At 40.9% G+C, this 22481-nt stretch carries 18 protein-coding genes; 17 read left to right on the top strand and 1 reads right to left on the bottom strand.

Annotated features, from left to right (window positions below; translation table 11 throughout):
• Positions 1–531: 531 nt before the first annotated feature.
• The 17 genes from BK575_RS15640 to BK575_RS15560 all read left to right on the top strand — a co-directional run bounded on the left by BK575_RS15640 (position 532) and on the right by BK575_RS15560 (position 19900).
• Positions 532–1467 carry a Phenylacetic acid catabolic protein gene (locus tag BK575_RS15640; protein WP_078411388.1) on the top strand — a complete coding sequence of 312 codons (936 nt, stop codon included), beginning with the start codon at positions 532–534 and terminating at the stop codon, positions 1465–1467.
• A complete protein-coding gene (locus BK575_RS15635; protein WP_078411386.1) occupies positions 1467–1793 on the top strand; it encodes a metal-sulfur cluster assembly factor in 327 nt (108 codons plus the stop codon). The genes BK575_RS15640 and BK575_RS15635 overlap by 1 nt, the downstream gene beginning before the upstream one ends.
• The gene (locus BK575_RS15630) at positions 1790–2020 is read left to right on the top strand and encodes a hypothetical protein (protein ID WP_078411384.1); all 231 of its coding nucleotides are present in this window, start codon (positions 1790–1792) and stop codon (positions 2018–2020) included. Before BK575_RS15635 ends, BK575_RS15630 begins: the two co-directional genes overlap by 4 nt.
• 5 nt (positions 2021–2025) lie before the next feature.
• Positions 2026–2670, top strand: coding sequence for a Phenylacetic acid catabolic protein (locus tag BK575_RS15625; protein ID WP_078414818.1), 645 nt, complete (start codon positions 2026–2028; stop codon positions 2668–2670).
• Positions 2671–2679: 9 nt separating this feature from the next.
• Positions 2680–3456 carry an enoyl-CoA hydratase-related protein gene (locus BK575_RS15620; RefSeq protein WP_078411382.1) on the top strand — a complete coding sequence of 259 codons (777 nt, stop codon included), beginning with the start codon at positions 2680–2682 and terminating at the stop codon, positions 3454–3456.
• A gap of 265 nt (positions 3457–3721) precedes the next feature.
• Positions 3722–4522, top strand: a complete 801-nt coding sequence (locus BK575_RS15615; protein ID WP_078411380.1) for an enoyl-CoA hydratase/isomerase family protein — start codon at positions 3722–3724, stop codon at positions 4520–4522.
• A gap of 209 nt (positions 4523–4731) precedes the next feature.
• Entirely contained in the window at positions 4732–5532 is an 801-nt protein-coding gene (locus tag BK575_RS15610; RefSeq protein ID WP_078411378.1) for an enoyl-CoA hydratase/isomerase family protein, read from the top strand.
• A gap of 313 nt (positions 5533–5845) precedes the next feature.
• Complete coding sequence (locus tag BK575_RS15605) at positions 5846–7435, top strand: benzoate-CoA ligase family protein (RefSeq protein WP_078411376.1); 1590 nt, start codon at positions 5846–5848, stop codon at positions 7433–7435.
• Between the two features lie 120 nt (positions 7436–7555).
• Positions 7556–8005 (top strand): acyl-CoA thioesterase, encoded by a 450-nt coding sequence (locus BK575_RS15600; protein WP_078411374.1) that lies wholly within the window; start codon positions 7556–7558, stop codon positions 8003–8005.
• Between the two features lie 728 nt (positions 8006–8733).
• Positions 8734–10521 (top strand): adenine deaminase C-terminal domain-containing protein, encoded by a 1788-nt coding sequence (locus BK575_RS15595; RefSeq protein ID WP_078411372.1) that lies wholly within the window; start codon positions 8734–8736, stop codon positions 10519–10521.
• Between the two features lie 334 nt (positions 10522–10855).
• Positions 10856–11746, top strand: coding sequence for a phenylacetic acid degradation operon negative regulatory protein PaaX (paaX, locus tag BK575_RS15590; RefSeq protein WP_169907839.1), 891 nt, complete (start codon positions 10856–10858; stop codon positions 11744–11746).
• 607 nt (positions 11747–12353) lie between these two features.
• The gene (locus tag BK575_RS15585; RefSeq protein ID WP_078411370.1) at positions 12354–12749 is read left to right on the top strand and encodes a thioesterase family protein; all 396 of its coding nucleotides are present in this window, start codon (positions 12354–12356) and stop codon (positions 12747–12749) included.
• Between the two features lie 67 nt (positions 12750–12816).
• On the top strand, positions 12817–13956 hold the full coding sequence (locus BK575_RS15580) for a Leu/Phe/Val dehydrogenase (protein WP_078411368.1): 1140 nt from the start codon (positions 12817–12819) through the stop codon (positions 13954–13956).
• Between the two features lie 508 nt (positions 13957–14464).
• Complete coding sequence (pdhA, locus tag BK575_RS15575; protein ID WP_078414816.1) at positions 14465–15532, top strand: pyruvate dehydrogenase (acetyl-transferring) E1 component subunit alpha; 1068 nt, start codon at positions 14465–14467, stop codon at positions 15530–15532.
• Positions 15532–16554 (top strand): alpha-ketoacid dehydrogenase subunit beta, encoded by a 1023-nt coding sequence (locus BK575_RS15570; protein ID WP_407984349.1) that lies wholly within the window; start codon positions 15532–15534, stop codon positions 16552–16554. Before pdhA ends, BK575_RS15570 begins: the two co-directional genes overlap by 1 nt.
• An 11-nt stretch (positions 16555–16565) precedes the next feature.
• On the top strand, positions 16566–17870 hold the full coding sequence (locus tag BK575_RS15565; protein ID WP_078411366.1) for a dihydrolipoamide acetyltransferase family protein: 1305 nt from the start codon (positions 16566–16568) through the stop codon (positions 17868–17870).
• 653 nt (positions 17871–18523) lie between these two features.
• Positions 18524–19900: an amino acid permease gene (locus BK575_RS15560; RefSeq protein WP_078411364.1), complete on the top strand. Its 1377-nt coding sequence runs from the start codon at positions 18524–18526 to the stop codon at positions 19898–19900.
• Positions 19901–20000: 100 nt separating this feature from the next.
• On the opposite strand, the gene BK575_RS15555 is transcribed toward BK575_RS15560, so the two are convergent.
• On the bottom strand, positions 20001–22307 hold the full coding sequence (locus BK575_RS15555; RefSeq protein ID WP_078411362.1) for a glycoside hydrolase family 2 protein: 2307 nt from the start codon (positions 22305–22307) through the stop codon (positions 20001–20003).
• Positions 22308–22481 lie beyond the last annotated feature (174 nt).

Genomic DNA, 22481 nt, shown 5'->3' with positions numbered 1-22481 from the left:
AGAGCCGCAGTTAGCTTCGAGCAGTTATCCCTCACTTAACTTTTTTGATTGCGCTAAGTGTTGAAGCGGGAGCCTTACTGTCTGTTAATGAGGGGAAAAATAATAATTCACACGAGCGTATAGCGTTTGCTATACGCTCTTTTATTTTATGCAATTATTACGACCGTTTTGAATACGTTTATATTTTTTGGTGGTATTAAGGGTGGTTTATCTATCTCATAAAGATGTTAATGATCGTTTTTTAATGTTGCTGCATATTTTTTTCATATTCAAGAATAAGGTGAAATGAGATTCGAATTTCTAAATGAATTCTGAAGAATCCTTGATTTTACAGTGTTTTTAGTTATCTCGGATATATATTCAGATCTCATGTGGTTATCTGTAATTTTATCCTGGGAGAGGATTTGTAAAAATTGTTTGAATTTTTATTATTTAAATATTGACAGCGATAATGCAGTCATTTAATATTATGTTATAGAAACGATGATTTAAAAAACATAATACAAATACAATGGAAAAAGAGGTGGAAAGATGGAAAGTTCAACACTTTTAAAAGAAAAGGTGAATAAAGGTTTTATGGTTGAAGGTTTAGAGGATATGAATGAAGAGTATCTCAAAGCGCTGAAACAGACGCTGGTGATTGTTGGGGATACGGAACTGCTAAGTGTTCCCCCATTATTGACGGTTTATGATCAAGCTCCTACATTAAACAACAAGATTACAGCTTTAGCGATCATGCAAGATGAAATCGGGCACGCTCATATTGCCTATCGTTTATTAAAAGACTTAGGAGAAGATACAGAGGAGTTGTTATATAACCGTGCTCCAAACCGCTGGAAAAACCCTTATGCATTTGATTTTGAATTATCAAACTGGATTGAATTAGGTGTTTTCAATGCTTTATTTGACCGGGCTGGATATACGTTGTTAGGAGATGCCGGTGAGCATACTTCATACGGTCCTTGGAGAAGGGCATTGCTTAAAGTAGACAAGGAAGAGTTGTTTCACCTGCGAAATGGTGAAATCATCATGAAATCTGCGATGGAAAAACCGGAGTTGAGAGAGGAAGTTCAACGCGCTGTTGATTGGATGTTTCTAATGGCATTGGAGTTCTTCGGTGTAGAGGATAATCTAAAGAGCCGTTCCCAGCAGTTGGAATATAAATTAAAAGGCAGAACGAATGACGAACTTCGTCAGAAATGGCTTTCTACAGCCGTACCTTTCTGTGAAACCATCGGAGTAAAAGTACCAGCACATTACGATGAAAAATTAGAAAGATTCGTCATTAATGTTCCTTTCCCATGTAAATTTGATATCGAAAATAAAAAATGGCTATTTGATCAACCAGATACTTGGGAAAATGTCATTCAACGCTTCAAAAAACGCGGTCCTCAAAACAAGCAGTTTGTTGAGAGAATACAAAAAGGAGCTTTACAACTAGAAGAATTACGAAAAGAGGTGGGATGATGGAAACAGTTATTTCAAGCGTACAAAAGTACTGGGATGCTTTAAGAGAGGTTATGGATCCAGAGTTTCCGATCAGTGTTGTCGATATGGGACTTATCTATGAGATTCAAGAAAATAAAGGCGTTATCAATGTTACGATGACTTTTACGGCAGTTGGTTGTGCCTGTGTGGAATGGATTCAAGGCGATATTGAAAACCGGCTGCTGCAAGAGCCGGAGGTGACAGCAGTTAATATTCAAGTCGTCTGGGATCCGCCATGGACAGTGGAACGTCTAAGTCCGGAGGCCCGCGAGAAAATGAAGCATTGGGGGGTAAGTTCACGATGAGTGTACAAAATGAAAAACGATTGACCTTTGATATTTTTACCCGCATTAAACGCGGAGATAATTTAACGCATATCGGTACAGTCGAAGCGGAGACAGAGGAGTTAGCAACAGTATATGCAACATTCACTTACGATGAAGAAGACTGGGTTGAAATGTGTGTTGTTCAAAGGAATCACTTAAATTGGGTAAGAAAGCCTGAAGGGTTATTTGCAAAGGAAGGAGCTTGATGAAGATGGGGGGACAGACAGCGGGTGTAAAGTCATTTATTGAACTTGTTGAAACGATTGCAGATAACAAATATGTACTTGGCGATCGTTTAGTTGAAATTGGAGTTAGCGGGCCGAATCTGGAAGCAACTCTTGCTGCCATTGCCATGGCTCAAGGAGAATTGGGTCATGCAAGATTACTCTATAACTGGGTTTTTGATTTGAAAGAGTTGACAGGAAAAAAGCCGGAAATCGGGAGCCAGACTGGAAAAGCTTTTCAAGGTGCAGTAGATGTTCATGATTGGATTTCACTTATCGCTGCTGCATATACAGTGAATACCGCTGTAGATGCAGTGTTAAAATCCATACTTGATTCCAGCCATTCCAAAGTAGCAGCACGTGTTCACAAGCTGATCAGAGAACAGAAAGAGCACATTGTTTATTCCAGGCATTGGGCGCAGCAGCTGCTGAAAGATCAAGGTGCGGTTCCGAGGAAGTTTAGAGAATCTTTAGATCAAGTCATTCCTCAAGCGGAAGCGTGGCTAAAGTCTGTTGAACAAACAGCGGAGCTTATGGACGAAGGTTATATTTTAAGAGATTCACAACTATCCAGTAAATTTCACGAGCGATTAAGAGAGTTGAATATTCAAAATCTTGTTAGTGTGGAGTGAGTCATTAGCATGTCTTCTAAAGGAGTTATTGTTGAAATTCAGGATCATATTGGGATTGTAAAGCTTAACAATCCTGCTCGCGCCAACGCGCTGAGCGAATTTTTGGTTCGAGATTTAGCTGATGAGGTAAAGCGCTTACAACACGATCAGAATCTCAGTGCAGTCATTTTTACGGCGGGTGAAAGCAAAGCATTTTGTGCAGGGGCAGATTTAAAAGAAAGGCAAACGATGAATGAGCAGGAAATTGTATCATATGTAGGATTGTTAAGGGAAACATTTAATGAAATTGCCGCTTTACCTATGCCGACCATCGCTGCAATAAAAGGACTAGCTTTAGGAGGAGGATGTGAACTTGCACTCTCTTGTGACCTAAGGGTGATGGAAGAGGATGCACTTATCGGCTTGACGGAAGTTTCGTGGGGAATTATTCCGGGGGCGGGCGGTACCCAGCGACTTCCCCAACTAATTGGAATAGGAAAAGCCAAAAAAATGATTTATACAGCAGCCAAATTAAACGCAAAGGAAGCACTTGAAGCAGGGTTAGTTGAAGAAATTTGTCCGATGGGTAAATCAGAAATGAAAGCGCTTAAAATAGCGGAGGACATTGCAAAAAATTCTTCAAACTCTATACGATTAGCGAAACAGGCAGTTGACAGCTTTGCCCAAAATCAATTGAAGCAAGGACTGGAAAAGGAATGGGAAGCTTATAAGAAAACCATCACACATTCTGATCGATTGGAAGGTTTGGCTGCATTTGGAGAAAAGCGGCAACCTAACTACTCATAATATATATCCATCTAGAAAATTCAATATGGTCAAAGAGCAACCATGTCAAATTTTCTAGACCTAAGCGGCTGACACCCCCCTTGCGGGGTTGGCGCCATCCGCATAGGTGAACCCTTGAGGGCGAATTCAAGTTGTCTGGATCACCCATTGTAAATGCTTCTTAATGGAATGAAGATGTGTCGAGTTATTAAGTGGAATTTATATAGTTAACATTATTGAGGCGGTTATAACAATTATTATAAAGATAATAGAGGAGGAATTTTTAATGACAACTGCAACGACAACTAAAAAACAAAACTTAAGCATCGTAAAGGATAATGGGGTGGCTGAAATCCATCTTCATGTTAACAAAACCAACTCTTACAGCCTTGCATTCTATCAAGATTTGAATGCAGCCATCGATGAAATTCGTTTCGACCCGGAAATCAAAGTCGTCGTGCTAGTAAGTGATATGCCGAAATTCTTCTCAGCGGGTGCGGATATTAACTTCTTAAAAGCAGCAGAGCCGCGCTTTAAAACCCAGTTCTGCTTATTCTGCAACGAAACATTGGACAAGATGGCCCGTTCACCGCAAATTTACATCGCTTGCTTGGAAGGGCATACAGTGGGCGGCGGATTGGAAATGGCCCTTGGGTGTGATCTTCGCTTCATGGGAGACGAAGCAGGAAAAATCGGGCTTCCTGAAGTATCCCTTGGTGTGTTAGCCGGGACAGGCGGAACGCAGCGTTTGGCGCGTCTTGTAGGATTCTCTCGCGCATTGGACATGAACATCACAGGGGACACACTATTACCGCAGGAAGCATTAGAAATCGGTCTTGTAAACAAAGTGTACCCGCAAGCAGAAACAAGAGCGAAAACGTTAGAATATGCCAGAAAGATTGCAAATAGCGCAACTTACGCCACATCAAACATCAAGTTGTCCATCATGAATGGAAAAGAAATGCCATTAAATGTAGCGATCCGCTACGAAGGCGAGTTGCAAAATTTATTATTCCGTTCGGAAGATGCGAAAGAAGGGTTGAGCTCTTTCTTAGAAAAACGCCCTGCGGATTGGAAAGGTTTGTAATTAATCAATAAAAAAATAGAAAGTGAAAAAAGAATCCATGAAGCGGTAGATGGAAACAGCCCTTTCCATTCTACCTCCATGGATTGTCAAAATAAAGAAAAATATTATTGAGATTCTATTATAAATATTCATATAGTCAATTGCAACGAATTAACACTATTAATACAGTTATTACATTCATTATCAAGATAATAGAGGAGGAATTTTTAATGACAACTGCAATGACAACTAAAAAAGAAAATTTAAGTATTGTAAAGGATAATGGGATTGCTGAAATCCATCTTCACGTTAATAAAACCAACTCTTACAGCCTTGAATTCTATCAAGATTTAAATGCAGCAATTGATGAAATTCGTTTCGATCCAGAAATTAAAGTAGTCGTGTTAGTGAGTGATATGCCAAAATTCTTCTCAGCGGGTGCGGATATTAACTTCTTAAAGTCAGCAGAGCCGCGCTTTAAAACACAATTCTGTTTACTATGTAATGAAACATTGGACAAGATCGCCCGTTCACCGCAAATTTACATCGCTTGCTTGGAAGGGCATACAGTGGGCGGCGGATTGGAAATGGCCCTTGGGTGTGATCTTCGCTTCATGGGAGACGAGGCAGGAAAAATCGGGCTTCCTGAAGTATCCCTTGGTGTGTTAGCCGGGACAGGCGGAACGCAGCGTTTGGCGCGTCTTGTAGGATTCTCTCGCGCATTGGACATGAACATCACAGGGGACACAATGTCTCCACAGGAAGCCTTAAAAATTGGTCTTGTAAACAAAGTGTTGCCGCAAGCAGAAACAAGAGCAAAAACGTTAGAATATGCCAGAAAGATTGCAAATAGCGCAACTTACGCCACATCAAATATTAAGTTGTCCATCATGAACGGAAAAGAAATGCCATTAAATGCAGCGATTCGTTATGAAGGCGAATTGCAAAACTTATTATTCCGTTCCGAAGATGCAAAAGAAGGATTAAGCTCTTTCTTAGAAAAACGCCCTGCTAACTGGAAAGGCCTTTAATCTATAAGAAAGCGGAGGCGACTTAATAGATTAGTCACTGATGCTGGACATGACAAAGTGGAACGAAATATAAATTCAAGTAGAAAACGATAATAATAACGAAAGCCTTTACACTGTCTTGTACTGAGTTTTGTTAATTGTAAGTTTTAGTAGAAGTCTTTGCTTTGTCCGAAGCCGCCCAAAAGGAATGGAAAAGAGAAAGATATTTTCATTCGGGGGTGGCTTGTTTTTGAAATCACATATATAATCTTAATAGTCTGAAAATTTATGTATGTCTTTGTCGAAATTAAAAAATAAATAAGGGTGATGATGGGTGGATTTACGCGGTATAGGCATGCCTTATAATACTTCGTATCAATTTATCGATGAAAATATGATTCGTGGTTTGGGAGATAAAGTTGCAATCTATTTTCAGGATGAACAAATCACTTATAAGAAATTGAAAGACAGAGTAAATCAAGTAGGCAATATGCTAAAAGAAATCGGTTTAAGGATGGAAGATCGTATTTTAATTAATTGCTATGATACACCGGAATTTGTTTATTCATTTTTTGGAGCGATTAGGATGGGAGCCGTTCCTATTCCTGTCAATACGTCCATGCCGGCGTCTGACTATGAATATTACTTAAACAATAGCCGTGCTAGAGTTTTGATTGTTCATCAAGACCTTTGGGCGAATATGTGTCACTTAAGAGAACGCTTCATTTTCCTTGAACATATTATTGTGATTTGTGAAAACGCTGTCAATGAATTTGATCGAGCCTTTAATTTTCATCAAATGATGAATCAAGCAAGCATTGAACTCGATCCACCTTGTACCAACTATGATGATTCGGCCTTTTGGCTGTTTAGTTCAGGCAGTACAGGAAATCCAAAAGGGGTTATCCATCTGCAGCATGATATGGAATTTGCTTTAAATACTTATGCCAAAAATATTTTGCAAATGACTGAAGATGATCGATGTCTTTCCGCTTCTAAACTTTACTTTGCTTACGGATTAGGAGGGGGAATGTATTTTTCGCTTGGTACAGGCGGCTCAATAGTTTTAGTAAAAGAACGCCCATTGCCCGAAACGATGTTTTCGGCAATAGAGGAATACAGGCCTACCATATTCTTTGGAGTTCCCACACTTTATGGAGCGATGATTGACTTTACTGAGAGAACAGGAAAACGTTTTGATCTCTCCTCCCTTCGGGTTTGTGTGTCGGCTGGAGAGGCTCTTCCGCCGGCATTCGCGAAGAAATGGAAGGAATTATACGGTTTGGATATACTGGACGGCATTGGATCGACGGAAGCTCTCCATATTTTTCTTTCAAATCGAATAGGAGATGTCAAGGAAGGAAGCTCTGGGAAGGTCGTCCCGGGATTTGAGGCGAAAATTGTCAACGAGCAAGGAGTTCCGCTGCCGCCGAATGAAATCGGTGATTTAGTCATTCGCGGAGACAGTATTGCACATGGATATTGGAACCTGCATGAGCAAAACAAGCAAAAGTTCGTCGGGGGATGGCTTCATACAGGAGATAAATATTATATGGATGAAGACGGATATTTTTGGTATTGCGGGCGTTCTGACGATATGTTAAAGGTGGGGGGGATTTGGGTTTCGCCTATTGAAATCGAAAATTGTTTACTACAGCACGATGCTGTGCTGGAGACAGCCGTTGTCGGCGAAACAACCGAAAACAATCTGGTTGTTCCCAAAGCCTATATTGTTTTAAAAGAGGATATGAAGCCATCGATGGAAATGGAAAATGAATTGAAAGAATTTGTCAAACAGCATTTAGCGCGTTACAAATATCCACGTGTTATTCAATTTATTGATGAACTTCCTAAAACGGCGACCGGCAAAATTCAGCGCTTTAAACTTAGGAAACTTCTGCAAAGCGGTGCGCTTCAGTTATGACGGAAATGCGAATAATTGACTTAATGAATTGAGATAAAAAAGATAAATATAGCGAAGCAGCTGTTCTACGGACTATTGGTCTAAATGGTTTTAGACAGGACAGAAAAAGGGGGAGAGAAGATGAGAACGAATGAATTCCAGATTCGGGTTAATTTTGGAGATACAGATGCGGCTGGAATCGTCTATTATCCAAACTATTTTAAATGGTTTGATATCGCCGGACATCAATTTTTCAGAAGCATAGGGTTGGCGCCTTCCAGGCTTACTGTGGAACGAAACATTATTCTTCCTCTTCTTGATGTGCGTTGTACGTTTGAAAATCCATTATATTATGATGATATTATTACCATTAAAACAGTTGTCGCAGAAATCAATAATAAAACCATTAAGCTTAATCACGAGGTATATCGAGGAGATACAAGAATGGGTTATGGCTTTGAGCTTCGCGGTTGGGTCAAAGAGGAGAACGGGAAAATCTTTGCAGTTCCAATTCCCGAAGATATAAAGAACATTCTTCAAAAAGAGGGCCCAGGTGAATATAGCCAAATTAATCCGTGGCTAAATGCTTAAAGGGTGTTTATAGGGAGAAGGCGGCAGCTGAGACTTCTTCAATCACGCAAAATGAGCAGTATTAGAGCAAGATGAGAAGGGTTTTTAATGGACTTTACTCTATCAAGAGCCTTGTACGGATATATAAAGAACCTTTGAAAAGTAGCTGTCCCATAAGTTTTAAACGTGCTGAAACAATGATTTTTTACTGAAAGGACTCGTCGCTGAATCCCTGATTTTACTGGATTTTTATGACGGGTCCTTTCAGGAGAATGACTCGAAAGGTATGCTTTTCATACCTTTTGAGTCATTCTCTTTTTGAAAAGTATAGGTATTTTAAGTGCTCGTGTATAAACTTTTTAGAACAGCTTCACATTCTCAAAGTTTAACTAGAATAAATGAATAGCTCTACGTTTCTAGTAAATGTTCTTTTGCTGGAACGGGCAGCAAAAAATCTTATCTATTCGTTTATCTGGTATTAGAGAAATTCATTAATCATAATAATGAAAGCTAATCTCTGTTTATGTGTGTAGGGGATTGGCTTTTTACATTAGTGCACGGGCTTTCAAAAATAGATGTAGATAAGACCTAATTCGCTTTGTGCTAACGATCGACTTGCCATATTGCTTTTAGTGCATAAAAATTTGAAATTTTATAATATTTTTATATATTATGTATATGTGACGGTCGTTTATAATTGATGATAAATATTGGTTTGCAAATCTATGATAAGAATGGAGAGGTGGAAAATGGAATCAAAGGCTACAAGAATGGAATTGATTGAAGTGGCCCAGGGGCGCCGATCTGCTGATTTATTTATTAAAGGCGGAACAGTGATTAATGTGTATTCTGGGGAATTTTTGCAACATAATGTGGCGGTGTATAAAGATTGTATTGCATATGTCGGTGAAAGTGAGGCACCGATTGGGGAGAATACAAAGGTCATTGATGCAGAGGGAATGTATGTTTCACCAGGATTTATTGAGGCCCATGCCCATCCATGGGTAATGTATAATCCGGTAAGCGTAACGGAGAAAGTACTATCTCTTGGCACGACAACGACCGTAAATGATAACTTATTTTTTTATTTGCACATGGGGGCCGAGGGGTTTAAAGAAATGCTTAAGGATTTGAAACAACTGCCCGGTAACTTTTTTTGGTTGGCTCGTCTTGTTTCGCAGGCTGATTACCCGGGGGAAAGGGAATGGTTCAATCAAAAGGATGTACAGAGTCTCCTTGAACTTGATGAAGTATTGGGAACCGCTGAAGTGACCCGTTGGCCATTATTATATAATGCGGATCCTTTTTTACTTGATACAATGGATGTTGTAAAAACGCTGGGAAAAGTGTCAGATGGACATACAGCCGGATGCTCCTACGATAAATTGAATTCTGTAGTAGCATCTGGGGTGAGCGCCTGCCACGAAGCAATCACGGCAAAAGAAGCATTCGACCGTCTTAGACTGGGCATGTGGACAACGCTTCGCAACAGCTCGCTGCGTCCTGATTTGCCGGAAATTATTAAACTGATTACAGAAGGAAACGTCAATACAAGCCGGGTTATTATGACGACAGACGGTCCGCACCCTGGCTTTATTGAAAAGGAAGGATTTGTGGATGGGCTTGTAAGAAAGGCTGTAGAGCTTGGAGTACCAGTCATGAAGGCGATACAGATGGTAACGATCAATGCTGCGACATACCTGCGCCTGGACGACTACATTGGCGGAATTGCCCCTGGCAGACGTGCTGATATTTTATTATTGCCTAATCTTGTTGATTTTCGCCCCGATTTGGTTATTGCCGGCGGAGAAGTGGCGGCTGAACATGGTCAGCTGAAGGTTGCACTGCCAAGTATTGAGTGGAGCAAATATGTTGTCAGGGAACCATTTGCTTTTACTAAGTCCGTTCTGGAAAATCCGGATCTCTATCGCTATCCGCATACATCTTCAAATGAGCTGGTTCCGGTTGTTCATTTTCGCAGTAATGTTATTACGCAAAGAAAAGACATGGAACTCCCTTCAGTAAATGGTTATGCCGATCTTTCCGGTCATGAGGGTCTTGTATATGCTGCATTGATTGACAGAAATGGCGAATGGGCAGCAAAAGGAATATTGGAGAGGTTTGCTGTCAATTTAGATGGAATGGCCTCTACCTATAATACAACGACTGAACTGCTTGCAGTCGGAAAAAGTCCTGAAGCAATGGCAAAGGCTGCAGCAAGAGTTCATGAAATGGGCGGTGGCGTTGTAATTGTAGATGGTAATGAAGTGATACTGGAAATCCCGTTACCATTTACAGGAATGATGACAACTGATTCTTCTTTTGATATAGCGGTCCAGTATCATGATCAGTTGCTATCAGCGGTGCAGGAACGAGGTTTTCCATTCCATGATATTCTGTATACCTTACTATTCTTAACGTGTGATTTTCTGCCAGGTCTGCGTTTGGTTCCTTTTGGATTGTATGATGTTAAGACCGACGAGATTGTACTGCGGTCAATGCCGTTAACCGAGCTGCGCTATGGAGTGAAAAACTGATGAAAAAGGCTGTAATCCTGACTGAATAGCTTGTTATATGACCATCTTAACGCTCGCCAAAGAGGAGCCTCTTGTCCTTCAAGGTGAGTGTTTATCCTGCAGTAACGGGCAGTCAAATTTATAGAATATTAATTAACATAATTATATTATTATTAACTATATATTTTGGGGGCAGTCCTTCCTTTCATAAGCTGTGATTGAAAATGTTACCTTCCCATGTTAAAATATTCAGACTAATAACCGCAGTATCCATCACCTTCTCGGATGAAAGATAACAAGATGGTTGAATGATACGACATAAAGAACGGTGAAGCATAAGAAGAGGATGGGAGAAATGGAAAACAGTTTAAACACGAGATCGATGATTTTTACCCTTTATGGTGACTATATTCGGCATTATGGAAATGAAATTTGGATTGGGAGCTTGATTAGACTGTTAAAAGAGTTCGGCCATAACGAACAATCGGTACGTGCCGCAATCTCAAGAATGAACAAGCAAGGATGGGTAACGGCCCGCAAAGAAAAAAACAAGAGCTATTATTACTTGACCGAGCAAGGAATTAATCGGATGGAAGAGGCGGCAGAACGAATCTTTAAACTTCAGCCGCAAAAATGGGACGGAAAATGGCGAATTCTTATGTATAACATACCGGAAGAGAAACGCTCTCTTCGGGATGAAATGCGCCAGGAGCTCGTTTGGAGCGGGTTTGGCTCCATGGCGAACAGCTGCTGGGTGTCTCCCAATATTCTAGAAAAACAAGTGTATGCAATCATAGAAAAATATAATATTAAACCATATGTTCATTTTTTTGTAGCTTCATACGACGGTCCCCATCAAAATGCGAAGTTGGTGGAAGAGTGCTGGAACATTAACGAGATCAATAGCAAATATGAAGAATTTATTACCACATACACCGAGAAATTTATGACGGCAAAAAGCAAAATCAAGAGCGGAATGATGGCAGATGCAGAATGCTTCGTCGAAAGAACAAAGCTGGTGCATGAATATCGGAAATTTTTGTTCATAGATCCGGGGCTTTCGGAAGAACTTCTTCCTGATAACTGGCTTGGTTCTCAAGCCGCTGCATTGTTTGAGAACTTTTATAAAGCGCTCGCAGAACCTGCAAGCCGCTTTTTTGAATCTGTATTCCAAGAGGGAAATGAGTTGGGAAAAAAAGATGAAGAGTATGATGTGCTGACACACCCGCTCATGATTCAAAATTAAGATCAAGAAAAGGATATCGAATTTCCGATATTCTTTTTTTTTGACCTTCTTCGAAAGAGGGTGATTAGGAGTTTTTTTATTCAATCTTTTGAAATAGCTCTTTTGGGAGATTGAATGTTCTCTTTTCGTTTATGCGCTGCCAATCTATTCTCAAAATAATTATATTTCTGATAATTGTATTGACTAACTACATGACGCATTGATAAAATTACGTTTGTAAAACGTTATATACATATGTGTTTTAAAAAGTGGAATTTTCTGAAAATTTGAAAGCGCTTTCTAAATCTGATTATTGAACTGGGATTACTCGAAATTCATTGGAATTGCGCCATTCATGCAGAAATTCCTTGTGTTTTGTTAATTAAATATGACACTCAGTCAATTTTTTGAGTTGAGATTTTTTCGTGTGCACCCGTTTAGGGCTGATATACCAAGATCATGAACCTATTAGGCGCAATAAAGTTATGGAATAAAAGAATAATGGGAAAATTTAGCGATTTCATTGACAATTATATGACTATATATTAACATAACGTTGTAATATCGTTATATAATTTGAGTGTTATAGTTTTGTAACTTCCATTTTATTTTCTGAAGGGGGAAGAAAATGAAAACAGGGATGCAAGTCGGAGATTCTGCCTTTGTAACAGCGCAGGTCACTCCTGAAATGTTTGCCCAGTTTGACGGGGAAGTTGTCCATCCGGCTTATTCAACCGTATCAATGGTTTACCACATGGAATGGGCCGCACGAAAAATCATTTTACCGTATTTGGAAGATGATGAAGAAGGAATGGGTGCAGCGGTTTCTGTCAAGCACATTGCCCCGACAACTGAAGGTTCTACTGTAACGGTTGTGGCAACGGTAACAAACATTCAAAACAATATCATTGTAACAAAAGTAGAGGCGCGTAACGAAGAGATGGTTATAGGGATAGGGGAAGTCAAACAAGTTATTTTACCGAAAAAAGAGATTCAAAGAAAGATAGGTCAGTCTATCACTTGAAGATGAATTCAACATCTCATTTGTAAGCGTTTACTAATATGGTCATAGTCATAATGGGGGTATATTGATGAATGTGATGAAACAACCAGTGCAAATGCAGGAAACAGTTTTGGAAAAAATGCATGAACATGAGCAAATTGTCTTTTGTAATGATCCGGCAACGGGGTTAAAGGCAATCATTGCCATTCATAATACAACGCTTGGTCCGGCCTTGGGCGGCTGTCGTATGCACCCGTACCGGACAATGGATGAAGCATTGGAAGATGTGCTTCGTTTATCAAAGGGCATGACATATAAATGTGCGGCTGCTGATGTAGACTTTGGAGGGGGGAAGTCGGTTATCATTGGTGATCCGACGAAGGATAAAACTCCTGCCATGTTTAGAGCATTCGGTCAGTTCGTCGATTCGTTAAACGGCCGCTTTTATACAGGAACAGACATGGGAACATCAACAGATGACTTTATCCATGCATCAAAGGAAACGAACTGTATCGTAGGAATTCCCGAAGCGTACGGCGGAGGAGGAGATTCCTCTGTCCCGACAGCCCTTGGCGTCATATACGGGATAAAAGCAACGAATAAAGTGGCGTTTGGCACGGATGATTTATCTGGAAAAGCATATGCCATTCAAGGTCTTGGAAAGGTAGGATTTAAAGTTGCAGAACAGCTTCTTGAATCCGGAGGAGACCTTTACGTAACGGATATTAATGAAAAAGCGATTGAAGCGATTCAGGAGCGCGCGAAACAATTGGGCGGCAACGTCCGTGTTGTGAACGGAAACGACATCTACTCAGCAGATGCGGATGTGTTCGTTCCATGTGCGTTCGGCGGAATCATCAATGATGACACGCTGGATATGTTAAAGGTGAAAGCGATAGCTGGATCGGCTAACAATCAGCTTTTAACGGAAAAACACGGAGAAATACTGAAAAATAAAGGTATTTTATATGCTCCGGATTATATCGTGAACGGCGGCGGCCTCATTCAAGTAGCCGATGAGTTATACGGCTACAACAAAGAACGCGTATTAACGAAAACAAAGTCCATTTATACATCATTATTGGAAGTGTATGAACAATCGGACTTGGATGACATCACAACGATTCAAGCGGCCAATCGCCTGTGCGAAAAACGCATGGAAGACCGCAAAAAACAGAACAGCTTTTTCTCACACACAAAACGTCCAAAATGGGACATTCGGAAATAAAGAAAAGCGGAGGCGACTTGGTTGAGGAAGGCCGACTAAGATCGCCACGTCCTGTGGCAACGTCGGCATGACTCACATACTGTGAGCCTAAGAAAATAGGGATTGACCCATAAGGCGCTTTTTGCCTTATGAGGGCAAGCATCTTTTTCCGTGCTGAGCTAGGAGCCGCAGCTGGACAGAAGAAAAGCGGAACGAGCCCGTTTAGCTCCGACAAGCGCTGGCAGCTTTCATAGCGAAGACGCTTTTTGTCTTCGAAATGAAAGCAGAAGCGACTCGAGGAGCTGGCTCGTGCAGCTGGACAATAAAGGAACGAAGCCTAAGAACGCAACGTTAATCGCCACGGCTTTATTTGCACATCCATGTGCTTCAAGCTCCGGCGACTGTTCAGCTCGACGTTCGCTGGCACTGAACAACAAAAAAACAGCATCAGCGGGAAATCTAATTCCCCGCTGACGGCTGGATGAACGAACCGCCCAGGGGAGCGGGATCATTGAATGAGGTGATGAAGATGACAACTGATTTTTCAATCTTTCAAATCGTTGATGAAAACGGACAATTAATTAATGAGAAATATAAAGAACAAATCACGGAAGAGCTTGTCAAAACATTTTATTACAATATGATTCGCATTCGTACATTTGACCGCAAGGCAATCAGCTTGCAGCGTCAAGGAAGACTTGGGACTTACGCACCGTTTGAAGGCCAGGAAGCCTCCCAAGTGGGAAGTGCATTAGCGCTCGAAAAAGATGACTGGGTATTTCCTACATATCGTGATCACGGCGCGACATTGACATTTGGAGCCGACATGGTTCGCACATACTTATATTGGAACGGCCGTGTTGAGGGGTGTGTGCCGCAGAACGGCAAGAAAATTTTCCCGCCTGCCGTTCCAATCGCTACTCAAATCCCGCATGCGGCAGGGGCTGCCATGGCGGAAAAAAGAAAGGGAACGAAAAATGCCGCCATTGCTTATTTCGGTGACGGGGCCACTTCAGAAGGGGATTTCCACGAAGGTTTGAACTTTGCGAGCGTATTCCAGGCGCCGGCTGTTTTCTTTAACCAAAACAATGGCTTTGCGATTTCAGTTCCAATTGAAAAGCAAATGAATTCTAAAACAATTGCCCAAAAATCGGTTGCTTATGACATGCCGGGTATCCGTGTCGATGGAAACGATATTTTTGCAGTGTACTTCCAGACGAAAGAAGCCCTTGACCGCGGTCGTAATGGAGAAGGCCCAACTTTAATCGAAGCCATTACATGGAGATATGGTGCCCATACGACGGCAGATGACCCAACTAAATATCGTGACCAATCAGACAGTGACAAAATCCGTGAAATTCGGGATCCTCTTCTTCGCGTTGAACGTTACATGAAGCTAAACGGCTTCTGGGACGAAGAATGGGTGGAGAAAATCAAAGAAGAAACGATGAATGAAGTGGAAGAGGCTGTCAAGGGCATGGAAAGCTTCCCGAAACCGAATGTAAATGACTTATTTGATCATGTTTTTGAAACACCGACTTGGACGATTGCAAAACAAAAAGAAGAGTATCTTCAATTAATCGGAGGTGAGGGGTGATGGTCATGAGTGCAGAGAAAGCAAAAACAGGCGCTGAAACGAAAACGAATCAATTAACCCTTGTACAGGCGGTTACAGATGGATTGCGAACAATGCTGCAGGAAAATGAAAACGTTCTCGTACTAGGAGAGGATGTTGGAAAAAACGGCGGCGTATTCCGTGCGACAGATGGTTTGCAGGAGCAGTTCGGTGAAGACCGCGTTATTGACACACCGCTGAGTGAAGCGGGAATTATCGGTACTTCAATCGGAATGGCAGTCAATGGATTTAAACCGGTAACGGAAATGCAGTTCCTTGGATTCATTTATCCCGCTTATGAGCAAATCATGACACATGTATCGCGTATCCGTATGCGGACGATGGGACACTTTACGGTTCCGATGGTCATCCGCGCTCCATACGGGGCAGGTATCCGCGCACCAGAAGTTCACTCAGACAGTGTAGAAGCGTTATTTACTCATATGCCAGGGATTAAAGTAGTCTGTCCGTCTTCTCCATATGACGCAAAAGGCCTCCTGATTGCGGCGATTGAAGATCCAGATCCAGTTTTATTCATGGAATCGATGAGAATTTACCGTGCCCACCGCGAAGAAGTGCCGGAAGGGAAATATACGGTTGAAATCGGCAAAGGGAAAAAGCTTAAAGATGGAAACGATGTTACGGTTATTACATGGGGAGCGATGGTACCGGTGGCTATGAAAGCGGCCGAACAGGCAGAAAAACAAGGTATTACATGCGATGTCATCGATTTGCGCACCCTTTACCCGATTGATAAGGACATCATTGCTGAATCTGTTCAAAAAACAGGGCGTGCGGTTATTGTTCACGAAGCACATGAAACAGGTGGAGTAGGGAATGACGTGATTTCCATCATTAATGATACATCGTTTTTGTATTTGAAATCGCCAATTGAGCGTGCGACAGGCTTTGATGTTCCGGTTCCGCTTTTCGCGCTGGAGGAACACTATTTGCCGACACCGCAGCGAGTTTTTAAAGCAATCGAAAAAGTTGTACATTTCTAGGAGGGGAAGACATGGTTGAAGTAAAACTTCATGATATCGGAGAAGGAATGACCGAGGGAGAAATTATACACTATTTCGTTAAAGTTGGGGATACGGTCAAGGTAGACCAGCCTCTTGTAGAAGTACAAACAGATAAAATGGTTGCGGAGCTACCGTCTCCAGCGGCAGGAAAAGTAAAAGATATTGTCATCGACCGGGGAACGACGGTTTCTGTCGGAACCACTCTTATCGTATTGGAAGCGGGAGGAAGTGCAGCGGCTGAAACACCTGCGGCACCAAAAGCAGAAGTGCCTGCTCCAGTGAAAACAGAAGCAGCGCCTGCACCGGCTCAAACGGCAACAGCCACAGCGCCTAAAGCAAGTACGGAAAAGAAAGTCATCATCGCTGCACCTTATACACGAAAAATTGCCCGCGAGTTTGGCGTTGATATTAATGACATCACCGGAACGGGAACATTGGGCCGTATTACGGTAGAAGACATCTATAAATTCGTGAAACAGCGTGACGGCATGCAGCAATCCGAAGAAACGCAAGCCGTTGCGGTTGAGACGCCTGTACAAAAAGAAGCAATCAAACAGGGTGTTCAAAAGCAAGAAGCAAAAGAAATCGCAGCACCGGCAGCGGATGCAGAAATTATTCCGTTCAGAGGGCGCCGCAAGCAAATCGCGAAAAAGATGACGCAATCTCTTTACACGATTCCTCATGTGACTCATTTTGAAGAAATCGATATGACGGAATTGCTGAACTATCGAAAAGACTTAAAAGAAATAGATATTAATGTTTCCGCTGTTGCATTCTTTATTAAAGCCATTACGGTTGCATTAAAGCAATTCCCTGTATTCAACGCAAAGCTGGATGAAGAAAACGAAGTCATCCGTCTTGAAAAAGAATACAACATTGGGATTGCGACAGATACAGAAGACGGTTTGATCGTTCCGGTCATTCATCATGCCGATCGACTTTCTGTTCGCCAAATCCATGACAAATTAAAAGAGTTGACGAAGAAAGCGCAAGAGGGCAAATTGGCTCCGGCTGATATGAAAGGCGGTACATTTACGATCAGTAATGTCGGGCCGTTAGGAAGCATTGGGGCTACACCAATTATCAATCATCCGGAAACAGGTTTAATCGCCTTCCATAAAACGAAGAAAATGGCGGTTGTGACAGACAATGACGAAATCGTCGTTCGATCCATCATGAACCTGTCCATGGCGTTTGACCACAGGGTGGCAGACGGTGCAACAGCTGTGGCCTTTACGAACCGCTTTAAGCAGTTGATTGAAAACCCGAAATTATGGCCGATTGAATTAGCATAACCATCTATCCATCCAGCATAAGCAGTGAACAAGATTCTTAAGATACTCTTGTCCACTGCTTATGCAAAAATTTTCTCAGTTTATTCCGGATATGAGAAAAGAAGGGCTATAGACAGGGGAATATAATTTTCCACACTAAAAAATCAGAAAATTTTAGTAATTTGGGTAATTTTGTAAATTAGATTTCTTTTTACATAATGTGCCCCTTCAGATTAATTTGTTAATCATCGTTAGATGGTTGATGTAAAAGCTCATGAGTTCAACTTACCATCAGTCGGGCGAAGGAATGAAGACGAAGAACGTGACATCATTGTTGCGCGTCCTGTGCATCGAAAATTCCCGTAGATGGAAGTTTTACTTTATAAGAATAAACAAGAGGGAGGAATTGAAAACGCTTACTTAAATAGATGAGTTTCTCCTGTTGAACAATGTTCGTTATGGTACGAGAAAGCAGATAAGTATTCATGTATATCTCGTCATTCTCGTGTATAATAGTGCAGAGTTGGCAACAGATTGTATCAAGCGTGAGTGAAAGCAAAAACAAACAGCTGCTTAGCGGCTGAAAATGGGGCAACAAGAATTCGGCAGATACAAACGTTTAAATCCATGCATGATGAAATTGTTTCAATGAATAGGGTAGGGAGGAATCAGTAATGGGATCAAATAATGCATCACTTCAAAAGAACCTGTTGCCTCGGCATATCAGTTTGATGGCAATGGGCGGTGCGATCGGTACCGGTATTTTTAAGGGAAGTGCTGAAACTGTATCGTTAGCGGGACCGGGAGTTATTTTCACTTATATATTCGCAGGGTTATTGCTTCTTGTCGTCATGGGGGCCATCGCAGAAATGGCGATTGTCTATCCGAACACAAACATGAAAGGCTTTGTCCAAAAAGCATTTGGCAGCCGCGTTTCCTTTGTTGTGGGTTGGATGTATTGCTTCATGTGGCTTGCTGTGTGTATTATCGAAGTAGTCGTGGCAGGATTCTTCTTGCAATACTGGCTTCCAAATATTCCGCTTTGGGTATTGAGTTTAAGCTGTGCCGCTTTAGTTATCGGAATTAACATGATGAATGTTAAAAACTACGGGGAATTTGAATTTTGGTTTGCCGGTATTAAAATCGCGATGATCATGGTATTTATCGTCTTGGGAGCAGCTATTCTTTTTGGAATTATCCCTAGCGGTCAAGGCAACTACCTGCAAAATTTTACAGCTCATGGAGGATTTTTCCCGAATGGCTGGATGTCCATTTTCTCTGCATTGTTGATTGTTATGTTTTCGTACGGAGGTTCTGAATTAATAGGAGTGACTGTAACAGAAGCAAAAGATGCAGAACGTATATTACCAAAGGTTATTAAAAGCTTTATCGGGAGAATTATCCTATTTTATACGCTGCCAATCCTTATTATTTGCGGTTTGATTCCTTGGAATGAACTAAGCGACCAGTCAAGTCCGTTCGTGCAAGTGTTATCAATGGCCGGCCTGCAAGGAGCAGCACACATCATGAACTTCATTTTAATTACAGCCGTCTTATCTGCAGCCAACTCTGGTATATACGGTTGTACGCGCATGCTGCATTCTTTGGCTACAGGAGGGGAAGCTCCAAAGTCTTTCTCTTACGTATCAAAAAGCGGTGTACCAATTTACAGTTTAATGTTTAGTGCCGTAATATTATTCGGGGGATCTATGTTTGCCCTGATTGACCAGAATAAAGTATTCACATTATTGATGGCGTTTCCTGGCTTTGTTGTATCATTGGTATGGATCAGTATCTGTTTAGCGCAGATCAAACTTCGCAAATCCTATCCGAAAGAGCCGAGCTTTAAAGTATGGGGCTTCCCGTATATAACGGGATTAACAGCTGTTGCGTTAGGCATTATTTCTATCATTTTCGTGTTGAACGAACAAAATCGAGTGAGTATCATTGCTTGTCTTGTTGTTGTAGCGGTGTTAACTACGATTTCCATTTTTAAATTTAAAAGTGGAGATGGACAGGCTGTTGATATAAAAGAAGAGAAAATCGGCTAATCATATTTTGTTAATGAAGAAGAGATATAATCAAAAAGACTTGGATAATGTTCAATCCAAGTCTTTTTTTGATAGAGAATGGGTCAGCATACCTTTTGAATCAGCTTGATGATTTTTTAATGTTTGTTAACTCTTTATTTAGTGAATACATTATTTTTTCATCAAATAGGTCTTCTGCCATTGAAGCGACCATATCAATGGTCATGCCTTGTGCCATACCGAACATAGGATGGTCGGCAAAGTTCCCTAAATATTTTTCAAGTACTGCTTTCGCTTCTTCATTTTCCATTAGTTGTCCAAATGTGCAGCGTGTTGAATAAACATCATCGGTAAAATGGATTTCTTCTATTTCAACATCACCGAGGTCAGGCATTTGGAACCAGTTCGCAACGACTCCGCCTTTATCTTCTTCAGGAGCTTCATAGCTTGGATTAGGTTCAGCCACCTTATTAAATCTGGCAGTATCTTTGAGTTCAACACCATCTTGGTTCGATATTACTTTAATCTCATTGATGCCATCCTGTAATTCCACATTTTCAAACGTAAAGGTTCTATGACCAGTCTTTGTTTCTAACTCTTTTCCATTCACATAAAGTGTCAGCTCTTTACAGTTCGAATACACTTTCACGGAGATTGTACGATCCGCACGATCGACGAAACGTTTGCTTGTAATATGCACAAATTTTTCATCAGACCAATTTGCTTTGTACATATAGAAAGCGTCTTTTTTTATTTTTCGATCGTAAGTGATCAGTCCTTTATTATTTCTTCCTTTTACGCCGCCTTCATCGCGGATATTTGCACCAAAATCAAACATATTCCATACATATGTTGCCCAAAGGAAAGGGCGTTTTGAGAAGATATTCCAGACTTTTTCATGATACAATGCATGGTATTCTTCCGTGTAATCTTTCACTTTTGGATTATTCGTATGGTATTGAATAATTCCTTCTGCGCCGTATTCTGAAATACATAAGCTTACGTTAGGATTTGTTTTATGGAATCCGTCAAGCCATCCTGCAAAATCTTCGGCTTTCCCTTGATACCAGCCATAGTATTTATTGTATCCAATGATATCAGTCGTGTAATTGTATTCGTCATCATCTGGCACGAACATAACATTTGCCATTGTTGTTAGTCTAGTAGGGTCTTCTTTTTTCGTTAGTCCATTTAATTCTTTCACAAGTTTTCTAAGCGCTGGTGTATCGCCGCCGATTTGAATTTCATTCTGAATACCCCAGAACATAATCGATGGATGGTTATAGTTTTGTCGGATGAGTTCAATCATCTGTTGCTTTGCGTTTATACCTTCCAACTCTGTTTTTGACATGACCGATATAAATGGTATTTCAGCCCAGACAACCATACCTTCTTTATCGCATAAATCATAGAAATATTGATCATGTTGATAGTGTGCTAATCTGATGGAAGTTGCTCCTACCTCTTTAATTAATTCCATATCCTCTTTATGTTCTTTTTTCGTGATGGCCCAGCCCATATCTTTTCGATCTTGATGTCTTGAAACGCCATGTAAGGCAAGATGTTCATCGTTTAAGAAGAACCCTTTTTCAGGATCAACTGTAAAGTACCTAACGCCAAATGGAATGGAAAGTTCATCGACTGTGTCGTTAAAGCTTACCATGGACATTTTCGCTTCATACATATAAGCATTTTTTCTGCCATTCCATAATATTGGGTTTTCGATAACCACCGGCATCTCCATCTCTTTCGTTTCCCCTGCAGCCAGCACCACCTCTTTTGCCGCATACGCTGCATGGTTTCCTTCCGCATCTAATAGATCTGCCCAAAGTCTTACTTTCTTCTCCTCAGCGTTATCATTCACTAACCTTGACTTAATGGTTAACTTAGCTGTTTCATTTGAAACATCTTCTTGAACGATATAGACTCCTTGGGAACCATAGTCCATTAAATCAAAGTGAACATGATTAGCAATGACAAGATTGACATCACGATAAATACCGCCGTAGAATGTAAAATCAGCCATTTGAGGATATACATCATCCACAACGGTATTGTCCACTTTTACTGCTAACGTGTTTTTAACGCCAAACTCAACTGCATTTGTAATATCAAATCGAAAAGTAGAATAGCCGCCTTTATGCTGCCCCATATGCTGGCCATTCACATATACATCCGTAATGCTGTTCGATCCGTTGAACTCAATAAATACTTTGTTTCCTTGTGCCAAACTCTCCAGAACAAACTCTTTTCTATACCAGCAAGCACCTTTATAAAAATCAAATCCATTTGCCCCGTCAATTGCGTTCCATGTGTGGGGGACATGAACGTCTTCCCAATTCTCATCGTTATAAGTTTTATCCATTGCTTTTTCTTCATCTTGCTTGATAAATTTCCATCCATGATTTATATTAATCATTTTTCTCATCGCATTTCCTCCTGGTTTTATGTTTTTGTTGCCGGAATGTTTGTCGGTTAAGCGTTTTCAAAATTCGGTTAATCACGAACCGCTTTAAGAAATCTTTATACTTATTTTTTCATGACTTGAACGCCTGAATTCAGTATATGATATCGTCCATTTTAATTATCGTATTATTTTGCT

The organism is Priestia abyssalis, assembly GCF_002019595.1.
Classification (GTDB): domain Bacteria; phylum Bacillota; class Bacilli; order Bacillales; family Bacillaceae_H; genus Bacillus_BA; species Bacillus_BA abyssalis.
Note: the sequence above shows the minus strand (reverse complement) of the source record. Positions and strands in the feature narration are given on the sequence as shown.